This is a genomic window from Bradyrhizobium sp. AS23.2, from assembly GCF_001908185.1.
Classification (GTDB): Bacteria; Pseudomonadota; Alphaproteobacteria; order Rhizobiales; family Xanthobacteraceae; genus Bradyrhizobium.
The window spans coordinates 1-10224 of the sequence record NZ_LGHM01000257.1 but is presented as its reverse complement, the minus strand read 5'-3'; the positions used below and the strand labels follow the sequence as shown (position 1 = coordinate 10224).

The 10224-nt window shown below is 63.6% G+C and carries 13 protein-coding genes; 12 read left to right on the top strand and 1 reads right to left on the bottom strand.

Annotated elements, in window-relative coordinates; genetic code table 11:
• From AC630_RS39895 to dhaK, 12 genes are all read left to right on the top strand, one after another.
• Positions 1 to 1122: ABC transporter substrate-binding protein (locus tag AC630_RS39895; RefSeq protein WP_074123822.1), on the top strand; the 1122-nt coding region annotated here is incomplete at its 5' end.
• A 102-nt stretch (positions 1123 to 1224) separates the two neighbouring features.
• Complete coding sequence (locus AC630_RS39890; protein WP_074123821.1) at positions 1225 to 2184, top strand: carbohydrate ABC transporter permease; 960 nt, start codon at positions 1225 to 1227, stop codon at positions 2182 to 2184.
• Positions 2181 to 3134, top strand: coding sequence for a carbohydrate ABC transporter permease (locus AC630_RS39885; protein ID WP_074123820.1), 954 nt, complete (start codon positions 2181 to 2183; stop codon positions 3132 to 3134). Before AC630_RS39890 ends, AC630_RS39885 begins: the two co-directional genes overlap by 4 nt.
• The gene (locus AC630_RS39880) at positions 3131 to 3343 is read left to right on the top strand and encodes a hypothetical protein (protein WP_074123819.1); all 213 of its coding nucleotides are present in this window, start codon (positions 3131 to 3133) and stop codon (positions 3341 to 3343) included. The genes AC630_RS39885 and AC630_RS39880 overlap by 4 nt, the downstream gene beginning before the upstream one ends.
• 6 nt (positions 3344 to 3349) lie before the next feature.
• The gene (locus AC630_RS39875) at positions 3350 to 4447 is read left to right on the top strand and encodes an ABC transporter ATP-binding protein (RefSeq protein WP_074123818.1); all 1098 of its coding nucleotides are present in this window, start codon (positions 3350 to 3352) and stop codon (positions 4445 to 4447) included.
• Complete coding sequence (locus tag AC630_RS39870) at positions 4440 to 5447, top strand: ABC transporter ATP-binding protein (RefSeq protein ID WP_074123817.1); 1008 nt, start codon at positions 4440 to 4442, stop codon at positions 5445 to 5447. The genes AC630_RS39875 and AC630_RS39870 overlap by 8 nt, the downstream gene beginning before the upstream one ends.
• Positions 5444 to 6058, top strand: coding sequence for a dihydroxyacetone kinase subunit DhaL (gene dhaL, locus AC630_RS39865; protein WP_074123816.1), 615 nt, complete (start codon positions 5444 to 5446; stop codon positions 6056 to 6058). The genes AC630_RS39870 and dhaL overlap by 4 nt, the downstream gene beginning before the upstream one ends.
• Entirely contained in the window at positions 6055 to 6456 is a 402-nt protein-coding gene (dhaM, locus tag AC630_RS39860; protein ID WP_074123815.1) for a dihydroxyacetone kinase phosphoryl donor subunit DhaM, read from the top strand. The genes dhaL and dhaM overlap by 4 nt, the downstream gene beginning before the upstream one ends.
• Complete coding sequence (locus tag AC630_RS39855; RefSeq protein ID WP_074123814.1) at positions 6449 to 6763, top strand: HPr family phosphocarrier protein; 315 nt, start codon at positions 6449 to 6451, stop codon at positions 6761 to 6763. Before dhaM ends, AC630_RS39855 begins: the two co-directional genes overlap by 8 nt.
• Before the next feature lie 4 nt (positions 6764 to 6767).
• On the top strand, positions 6768 to 8366 hold the full coding sequence (gene ptsP / locus AC630_RS39850; protein ID WP_083636579.1) for a phosphoenolpyruvate--protein phosphotransferase: 1599 nt from the start codon (positions 6768 to 6770) through the stop codon (positions 8364 to 8366).
• On the top strand, positions 8363 to 8794 hold the full coding sequence (locus AC630_RS39845; RefSeq protein WP_074123812.1) for a hypothetical protein: 432 nt from the start codon (positions 8363 to 8365) through the stop codon (positions 8792 to 8794). Before ptsP ends, AC630_RS39845 begins: the two co-directional genes overlap by 4 nt.
• Before the next feature lie 39 nt (positions 8795 to 8833).
• On the top strand, positions 8834 to 9823 hold the full coding sequence (gene dhaK / locus AC630_RS39840) for a dihydroxyacetone kinase subunit DhaK (RefSeq protein ID WP_074123811.1): 990 nt from the start codon (positions 8834 to 8836) through the stop codon (positions 9821 to 9823).
• An 84-nt stretch (positions 9824 to 9907) separates the two neighbouring features.
• On the opposite strand, the gene AC630_RS46510 is transcribed toward dhaK, so the two are convergent.
• Positions 9908 to 10224: hypothetical protein (locus AC630_RS46510; protein ID WP_208867111.1), on the bottom strand; the 317-nt coding region annotated here is incomplete at its 5' end.

The following is a 10224-nucleotide window of genomic DNA, read 5'->3' as shown; positions in this document are numbered from 1 at the left end:
CGTTTCCTGAACGAACTCAATTCGCACGGGTCGTTGTGCGATCTCATCATCGGCGATTCACAATGGATTGGCGGCGCGGCGGAGAATGGCCAATACGTCAAGCTCAATGATTTCTTCAAGAAGGAAGGAATCAGCATGGACGACTACATGCCGGCAACGGTGGTCGGTTATTCCGAATGGCCGAAGAATACGCCGAACTATTGGGCGCTGCCGGCGATGGGCGATGCGGTGGGCTGGACCTATCGCAAGGACTGGTTTGCGCGGCCGGACGTGCAGAAGGATTTCAAGGCCAAGTACGGTCGCGATCTCGCCGTACCAACGACGCTTGATGAACTCCGCGACATTGCGCAGTTCTTCCAAGGCCGTGAAATCGACGGCAAGAAGGTCTATGGCGCCTCGATCTATACCGAGCGTGGCTCGGAGGGCATCACCATGGGCGTTTCGAATTATCTCTACGACTACGGCTTCAAATACGACGATCCGAAAAAGCCTTATGCGATGGACGGGTTCGTGAACTCACCTGGCGCCGTCAAGGCGCTCGAGGCCTACAAGGATCTCTACAAGTGCTGCACGCCTCCCGGCGCCTCCAATTCCTACATGTCGGAGGGGCTTGATGCCTTCAAGTCCGGCCAGGTCGCGCTGCAGATGAACTTCTTCGCCTTCTTCCCGGGCCTGTACAAGGACCCGAATGTCGGCGGCGACAAGATCGGCTTCTTCGTCAATCCAGCCGGTCCTGCCGCACAGGCGACGCAGCTCGGCGGACAGGGAATTTCGGTTGTTTCCTACTCGAAGAACCAGGGCGAAGCGCTGCAGTATATCAAGTGGTTCGCCGGCGGCGACGTTCAGAAGAAGTGGTGGGCGCTCGGCGGCTATTCCTGCGCCAAGTCCGTGCTGAACGATCCGAGCTTCCCGAACAGTGCGCCCTTTGCGAAGGAATTCCTGCAGTCGATGGGAATGGTCGTCGATTTCTGGGCCGAGCCTTCCTACGCCCAGCTCCTGCAGGCGGAGCAGAAGCGTGTGCATGACTACGTGGTGGCTGACAGGGGCACCGCGCAGGAAGCACTCGACGGTCTGGTGAAAGACTGGAAGGCCATCTTCAAGGAAGAGGGCAAGAAGTTCTGAGGCAGTCGCCCGGAGCGCGTGCGGATGCGCTCCGGGCTTCCTTTCGAGACTACCGGAATTTGTCGCATCGTCGACGATCCCGGTGCCAGATCGGTCGATGCAATGAATGAATTGAGTGCCTCTTCGCGGATCACCTATCGGGCCGTCATGGTCCGGCCAGGCGTGGCGCGTCGTATCCGGGGCTTGTCGGACAGGACGCTCGCCTGGCTCTTCATCACGCCGACGATCGTGCTGCTGCTGGCGATCAATATCTTTCCGTTGCTCTGGACGATCTATCTCTCGTTCACGAACTACCGCGCCAACCGGGCCAACGTGCCGACGATCTGGCTGGGGGCTGACTGGTACCAGTCGATCCTGACCGATCCGGACATCTGGGCGGCAATGCAGGTGACGGCCCATTTCGTGATCTGGACGGTGGTGATTGAAACCGTTATCGGATTCGGCCTTGCGTTCCTCATCGACAAGAAGTTCCGCGGCCACGGCATGTGGACCACGATCATTCTGCTGCCGATGATGCTTTCGCCGGCCGTAGTGGGCAATTTCTGGACGTTTCTCTACCAGCCCCAGATCGGTTTGTTCAATTACGTGGTCGCCTTCTTTACCGGTCGCGATGCCTCGTCGTTCCAGATGCTGGGCGACGTGAGGCTCAGCCCATGGGCCATCGTCATCGTCGATGCCTGGATGTGGACGCCCTACGTGATGCTGATCTGTCTGGCAGGCCTGCGTTCGATCCCGGACTACATTTATGAGGCGGCGGAGGTCGACCGCGCATCGAAATGGCGGCAGTTCTGGTCGATCACGCTGCCGATGGCGCTGCCGTTCATCATGCTGGCGGTGCTCTTCCGTGGCATCGAGAATTTCAAGATGTTCGACATGGTCAATCTGCTCACCGGAGGTGGGCCGGGATCGACCACGGAAGTCGCCTCGATCACGCTCAAGCGTGCGGCGTTCGAGAGTTGGCGTACAGGCTATTCCTCGGCCTTCGCGATCATCCTGTTCGTGACGGTCTTCGGTCTCGCCAACATCTATGTGAAGGCGCTGAACAAGGTGAAAAGCCGATGACCTCAGCCACTACAGCCCATTCGGTCGTTGAGCCGTCGGCCGCTACGAGGCGTTTTGCCGGTTCGCTCGTCGTGCTCTATGCCGTCATCACCATGATCCCGCTGGTATGGATCATGCTCACCGCGTTCAAGTCGCCGGACGATGCGATCTCCTATCCGCCCAAGGTGATGTTCAAGCCGTCGCTTGAAGGCTTTTGCAACCTCTTCACGACGCGCTCGCGTCAGACGCCGGATTTCATCCGCTCGCTGGGACCGCCGCAGGGACTTTGCGATAGCATCGCACGCAGCCGCAACATGGTGGTTGCCGGACCGTCGAACTACGTCCCGCGCTTCGTCAATTCTCTGATCATTGCGTTCGGTTCGACCGTGCTCGCCGTCGCCCTGGGGACCTTGTCGGCTTACGGCTTTTCACGGTTCCGCGTGCCCCTGAAGGACGACCTGTTGTTCTTCATTCTGTCGACCAGGATGATGCCGCCGATTGCGGTCGCGATCCCGATCTACTTGATGTACCGCACCGTCGGATTGTCGGATACCCGGCTCGGGATGATCCTGCTCTATACGTCGGTCAACGTCTCGCTCGCCGTCTGGCTTCTCAAGGGCTTCATCGACGAAATCCCGCGCGAGTACGAAGAGGCGGCGATGATCGATGGATACACCCGCTTTCAGGCGTTCGTGAAGGTGGTGCTGCCGCAGGCCACCACCGGGATCGCGGCGACGGCGATCTTCTGCCTGATCTTCGCCTGGAACGAATACGCCTTCGCGGTCCTTCTAACCTCGGGCAACGCGCAGACGGCGCCACCTTTCATTCCGATTATCATCGGCGAGGGCGGACAGGATTGGCCCGCCGTGGCCGCTGGCACGACGCTGTTTCTGGTGCCGATCGTGGTGTTCACGGTACTGTTGCGCAAGCATCTGCTGCGCGGCATCACCTTTGGAGCCGTCCGCAAATGAGTCTCGACGCCAACCCGTCCATCGCGCGTCGCAGCCTCGCGGACCGCGTTCTGCGCCGCGGTCCGCTCGAAGCCGTGGCGACGATGATCATTGCCGCCGGTGTCGTTATGCTGATGCAACCATTCTCTCTGGCACTGTATTCCTGGTCGTTTGCGACGACCCTGTTCGGCACGGTGATGTTCACCATTGTGTCGAAGGTCCGGGAGTAGGGCGCGATGGCACAGATCAAGGTCGAGGCGCTCGACAAGTCCTTCGATACGTTTCATGCGGTGAAGGCCGCCAGCTTCACGGTGGAGGACGGCCAGTTCCTCTGCCTGCTGGGACCGTCCGGCTGCGGTAAGACCACGACACTCCGCATGATCGCTGGCCTGGAGCTGCCGACGGCAGGCACCATCCGACTCGACGGTGAGGACGTGACGATGAACCGCGCGTCGGCGCGTGACATTGCCTTCGTATTCCAGCTCTTTGCGCTCTATCCGCACATGAATGTCCGGCGCAACATCGGCTTTCCCTTGAAATGCGAGGGCATCGGTGCGGCCGAACGCGACCGGCGGGTCGTCGAGGCCGCGCGCATCCTGCGGATCTCCCATCTCCTCGATCGATCGGTGTCGGGCCTCGCCGGCGGCGACCGGCAGCGCGTCGCGCTCGGCCGGGCGATCGTGCGCAAGCCGAAATGCTTCCTGATGGACGAGCCGCTCGGCGCTCTGGATACCGAGATGCGTGAGGCAATGATTCATGAACTGCGTGCGCTGCATGACCGGCTGGGCGCGACGACCGTCTATGTCACGCATGACCAGCTCGAGGCCATGGCGATGGCCGATAGGATCGCAGTGATGAACAACGGTGTCGTCGAGCAGGTCGCGAGCCCACGCGACATCTACGACCGGCCTGCTTCGCTGTTTGTTGCAGACTTCATCGGCTCGCCGCCCATGAACTTTCTGCCGTTTCATGGCGGCCTGCAGACCGGCGCACAGGCGATCCGGCTCGGAGAGCGTGACGTCGCAATTCCCGCTGCACGCGAGGCGATGGCGGAATGCGAGCTCGTGCTCGGGGTGCGGCCCGAGCATGTGCGGTTCACCGATCGTGGCATGGTGCGCGGCGAGGTTTATGGGACGGAATATCTCGGCACGACGCAGATCGTGACGGTGACGACGCGCTACGGTACGCTCAAGGCCCGCTCACCCAGCAGCACGTCCTTTCGGACTGGAGAGAATGTCGGGCTCGACTTTCGGCCCGATACGCTGTCGATCTTCGATAAGGCGTCCGGCCGGGCCATTCGTACCGCGCTACATGAGGGAGGCGCGCATGGCTGAGGTCGAGATCAACGCCGTCTCCAAGGCGTTCGGCAAGGCGCAAGCGGTGAGCGGTCTGTCGCTGACCGTTGGCGACGGCGAATTCGTCGCATTGCTCGGGCCGACGGGCGCGGGCAAGACCACGGCCTTGCGTTTGATCGCCGGATTGGAGAGGCCGGACTGCGGTTCGATCCGGATCGACGGACGCGACGTGACCGGCGATGCACCGGCCGATCGCGATGTTGCCTTTGTTTTCCAGCAGTATTCGCTGTACCCGCACCTGACCGTGTTCGAGAACATGGCCTTCGCGCTGCGTGCGCCGACCCGCCGCGTGCCCGAAGCCGACATCCGCGCGAAGGTGCAGGAGGTCGCGCGTCTTCTTCACATCGAATCCAAGTTGCACAACAAGGCGACGCAGCTGTCGGGCGGGCAGATGCAGCGCGTCGCGATCGGTCGGGCCCTGGTCCGTTCGCCCTCGATCTATCTGATGGACGAACCGCTCTCCTCGCTGGATGCCAAGCTGCGCGGCGAACTGCGCCTCGAACTCAAGCGGATCCAGGTCGATCTCGGCGCGACGATCCTCTATGTCACCCACGATCAGACCGAGGCGATGACTATGGCGTCGCGCATCGGCGTGATCGAGGCCGGGCGGCTGATGCAGATCGGCTCACCGCGCGAGATCTACGAGAATCCGGTCAACGCCCATGTCGCGGCGCGGCTGGGCCAGCCGACGATCAACCTGCTGCCGGCGGCCCTGTTCGCGGGCGTGCCGGCTGGCGTGGAGACAATCGGCGCGCGGACCGAGCACCTGACGATCGGGCGCGGCGGCGGAGACGTATCGGCAACCGTCAAGCGGGTCGAACACCTGGGCGACCAGAGCCATCTCCATCTTGACCTCGGCGGCCGACCGGTCGTGACGCTGGCGGATCCCGAGGCAGGCTTGGGCGCCGGGGACGAGGTGTCGCTCCGCCTCAACAAGCCGCTATTTTTCGATGCGAAAGGCTGGAGGGTAGCGGCATGAGCCTCGATCGACTAGGTAGGGAAAGACTGGTGCGAGCGCTGGCAGGGTCAGTGATCGAACATGCGGACGAACTGACCCGCCTCGACCAGGCGATTGGCGATGGGGATCATGGGCTGAACATGAAGCGCGGCTTCGAGGCTGTGCTCGCGACATTGCCGGGCCTTGCGGACAAGTCGCTGCCGGAAATGCTGAAGGCGATCGGAATGACCTTGGTCATGAAGGTCGGCGGTGCCTCCGGGCCGCTGGTCGGGACTTTCTTCATGGAACTGGGCAAGGCACTTCCCGAGCTGCCGAGCCGAGCCGATCTCGTCGCGGCGACGGAGAAGGCGATCGATGCCGTCAAGGCGCGCGGCCGTTCCGAAGCGGGACAGAAAACGCTGCTGGATGTCTTGGTGCCGGTGCATGCCGTATTGGCAGGAGGCGGCGATGCCAGGGCGATCGCGAGCGAAGCGGCGCAAGCGGCCGATCGCACCACGCCCATGCTTGCGATCCGCGGCCGTGCGTCCTTTCTTGGTGAACGTTCCATCGGTCATATGGACCCGGGCTCGCGCTCGGCTTCTCTTCTGATCGGTGCAGCGGTTGAGACACTGAAGTTCGAGGTTAATAAATGAGCAGTTCACGTCCCGGCAATGTCGGAATTGTCATCGTGTCCCATTCGCCGAAGATTGCGGAAGGCGCAGCCGATATGGTGCGCCAGATGGTCGGCGATGCGGTGCCGCTCGCCTGGACCGGTGGCGATGTCGATGGCGGGCTCGGCACGAACGTTGCCGGAATCCTCGAGGCGATCGAGGCGGCCTGGTCGCCGGCAGGCGTGGCGATACTTGTCGATCTCGGCGGAGCGGAGACCAATTCGGAGATGGCGGTGGAGATGCTTGCCGAAGATCGGCGCGCGCGCGTTCTGGTCTGCAATGCCCCGGTGGTCGAGGGGGCTGTGATCGCTGCGACCGAGTCTTCGGGCGGCTCGCCACTTGCCGCCGTCAAGCGCAGCGCGGAGGAATTCTATGCATGATGCCAACGCCAACCGGGCCGCTCAGACGTTTGCGCCGCTGACCGCCTCCGCGGTGCTCGTCAATCCGGTCGGTCTGCACGCGCGGCCGTCTGTCAAGCTCACGCAGTGCGCGAAAGGCTTTGCCGCAAGGATCGAAATTGCCGTCGCTGCTGAGGGGCCCTGGACGGACGCCAAGAGCCCGGTGAAGGTGATGCGCGTGAAGGCGCCGCAGGGCGCAACGCTGCATTTCCGCATCAGCGGTCCTGATGGCGAGGCGGCGCTCGCCGCCATGCTGGCGCTCGTGCATGACGGTTTCGGTGAGGCGTGAGATCGTGGGCGAGATCCAAGTCACCGGCCATCCCGCTTCGCCCGGCCTTGCCATCGGCCCGGTCACCGTGCTGACGACCGCAGTGGTGAGCAGAACGGCGAGGGGCGATCCCGCTCAGGAGGTTGAGGCCTTGAAGGCGGCGGTCGAGGAGGCTGCGGCGGAGCTCGCCGAACTGATCGCGACGGTTCACGGCGAGGCAGCGGAGATCCTGGAGTTCCAGGTCGCGATGCTGCAGGACGATGCGCTGGCGGAGGCGGCTTACGACGCCATTGCGGCCGGTGCGGCCGCCGATGAGGCCTGGCGCACGGCACTCGACGCGGAGATTGCAGGCTACCGCTCGGCGGAGGAGGAATATTTCCGGGCCCGCGCCGCCGATCTGATCGATATCCGCGACCGCGTGCTCGCGGCTCTGAATGGTGCGGGCACGACCGCGAAGATCTCCGGCGATTCCGTCGTCATGGGTGACGATATTTCGCCGTCAACGTTCCTGGCCGTTGACTGGACCCGCGGCGGCGCCATCGCGCTGGCCGCCGGATCGCCTTCGTCGCATGTCGCGATGCTGGCGCGGGCGCGCGGGGCCCCAATGGTGGTCGGATTGGGTCCATTGCCATGGAGCGGACGGCCGCCGTCGTTGGCGCTGGTCGACGGCGACGCCGGCACCGTGATCTTTGATCCCCGGCCCGAAACGCGCCGCCTCTTCGAGCACCGCATGGCGGATGCGAATGCCGCACGGATCGCAGCCGACGCCGGCCGCTTCGAGCCGGCACTGACGGCCGATGGCCGGCGAATTGCCGTCCTTCTCAACGTTGCCGCGCCCGAAGACCTCACAGGCCTCGATCCCGCAATCTGCGACGGCATCGGCCTCGTGCGGACGGAGTTTCTGTTCGAGGGGTCTCAGGGCCTGCCGGGGGAGGATGCGCAATATGCGGTCTATCGGCGCATTCTGGATTGGGCGGCGGGACGGCCGGTGACGATTCGCACCCTCGACGCCGGCGGCGACAAGCCGATCGCCGGTTTAACGATCGATGGCGAGCGCAATCCGTTCCTGGGCTTGCGCGGGATCCGCCTCTCGCTTGCGCGGCCGGAGGTGTTTCGCGTGCAGTTGCGAGCGCTGTGCCGTGCGGCCGTCCATGGCGCGCTGAAGGTGATGCTGCCGATGGTCGCGGTCCCCTCGGAACTCGAACGTGCCAACGACATGCTGGACGCGGAGCTTACGTCACTCAGGGCGGAAGGGATCGCCTGCGCCCGGCCGCCACTCGGTATCATGGTTGAGATCCCGGCGGCAGCGCTATGCGCGGAGGATTTCGGCGCGGCGTTCTATTCCATCGGGTCGAATGACCTGACCCAATACACGATGGCTGCGGCGCGCGATATCGGTGCTGTCGCCGATCTCAACGATGCGGGCAATCCGGCGGTGCTGGCGCTGATCGCGCGGACAGTCGAGGCCGGACGCAAGCGCGGTGTCGAGGTCTCGCTCTGCGGCGATGCCGCGGCCGATACTCGCTTGACGGCGGCGCTGCTGGCGACGGGCCTGACGACTCTCTCGGTATCGCCGATTGCGGTGGCGCGGCTCAAGGCTGCTGTCGCCGGGGTGAGCACATGACCGACGATGCAGGCGAGGACACAAGCCGGCCGGGCGACAGCAATGTCGCGGATTACAAGCTCATCCTGCGGCGCGTCCTCGACAACCGGCCATCCGGGACGCGGCTGAAGCTCGCGGCGGCGCTTGGCAAGAACCGCTCCTTCGTGAGCCAGATCACCAATCCGGCGTACTTGGTGCCAATCCCGGCGAAGCATGTCGCGATCATCTTCGAGGTTTGCCATCTGTCTGGTGCCGAGCGCGCGGCTTTCCTCGAAGCCTATGGACGCGCGCATCCCGGACGGCTGCGCGGGGCCCACCGCGAGGCGCGCACGCGCACTGTTACAGTGACGGTGCCCGATCTCGGGGACGACAAGAAGAATCGTGCGCTCGAGCAGCTCATCGTCGACTTTGCTGCGCAGCTCGCGCGCTACGCCGAAAGCATCGGCTGACGGATCCAGACTGCAGAACAGACAATCGGGAGAACGCTCATGAAAAAGCTGATCAACAGCGCCGATACAGTGCTCGAAGAGAGCCTTGACGGCTTGGCGGCTGCACATGCCGATATCCTGCTTCTCGGCGCCGAGCGGAAGTTCGTGCGCCGCCGCACCCTGAAGCCGGGCAAGGTCGCGCTGATCTCGGGTGGCGGCTCGGGTCATGAACCGCTCCATGCGGGCTATGTCGGCCTTGGCATGCTCGATGCCGCATGTCCGGGCCAGGTCTTCACGTCGCCGACACCGGATCAGATGATCGAGGCGGCGGAGGCCGTCGACACCGGGGCAGGCGTGCTTTTCATCGTCAAGAACTACGAAGGCGATGTGATGAATTTCACCATGGCCGCCGAGATGGCCGGGCGTGAAGTCGCGAGCGTGGTGACCAACGATGACGTCGCGGTCGAGAAATCGACCTACACGACCGGCCGTCGCGGAGTCGCGGGTACGCTGATCGTGGAAAAGATGATCGGCGCCGCGGCCGAAGCCGGAATGCCGCTCGCCGCTCTCAAGACGCTCGGTGATGATGTCAATCGGCGCACCCGTTCGATGGGGGTAGCTCTCCTTCCGTGCAGCGTTCCGGCAGCAGGGCGGCCGAATTTCACCTTGGCTGACGACGAAATGGAGATGGGTGTCGGCATTCATGGCGAGCCGGGTCGCCGCAGGGTGCCGTTGGCATCCGCCGATGCGATTGCTGCCGAGCTGCTCGGCGCGATCCTGAGTGATCTCTCGCCCGGCAGGGGCAGCGAAGTCCTGCTTCTGGTCAACGGGTTCGGCGCAACGCCTCTGATCGAACTCTACCTGATGGCCAACAGCGCCAAGCGCATTCTGGACGGGGCGGGGATCACGGCGACGCGTTTCCTGACCGGTTCTTATGTGACGTCCCTCGACATGGCGGGTGCCTCGATCACCGTCTCCGTGCTCGACAGCCAGTCAAAAGAATTGTGGGACGCCCCGGTGCATACCGCCGCGCTACGCTGGGGTATCTAGAGCGATGGTCATCCTATTCACAAACGCACGCGCTCTGCTCGCCCTCTGCTTCGCCGCCGGTGGCGATGACGGAATCGTTCGTCGTTACATCTGCACTGTTTGACGCATCGACGGCTGTTTCGAACCCGATGGTCGCGTTGTCGTTGACCACGCCAGATGGTCCATCACTTTGAAGGATGCCGCCATTGACGGGGTTTTATCCTGCTGAAAGCAGACGCGGTTTCCCCCGAAGTTTTCGCCAAATTGAAGTTGAACAGCGCAAGGCATCGCACAAGGCGTCGCACGGGCCCGCTTCATCTCTGGCACGCCTAGCGCCAACGCCATCCGCATTGGCGGCGGCCCCGATGCCACCAGCAAACCCAGCGACGACGGCGCGGCGGGGGACGCCAACCCGGACGCGG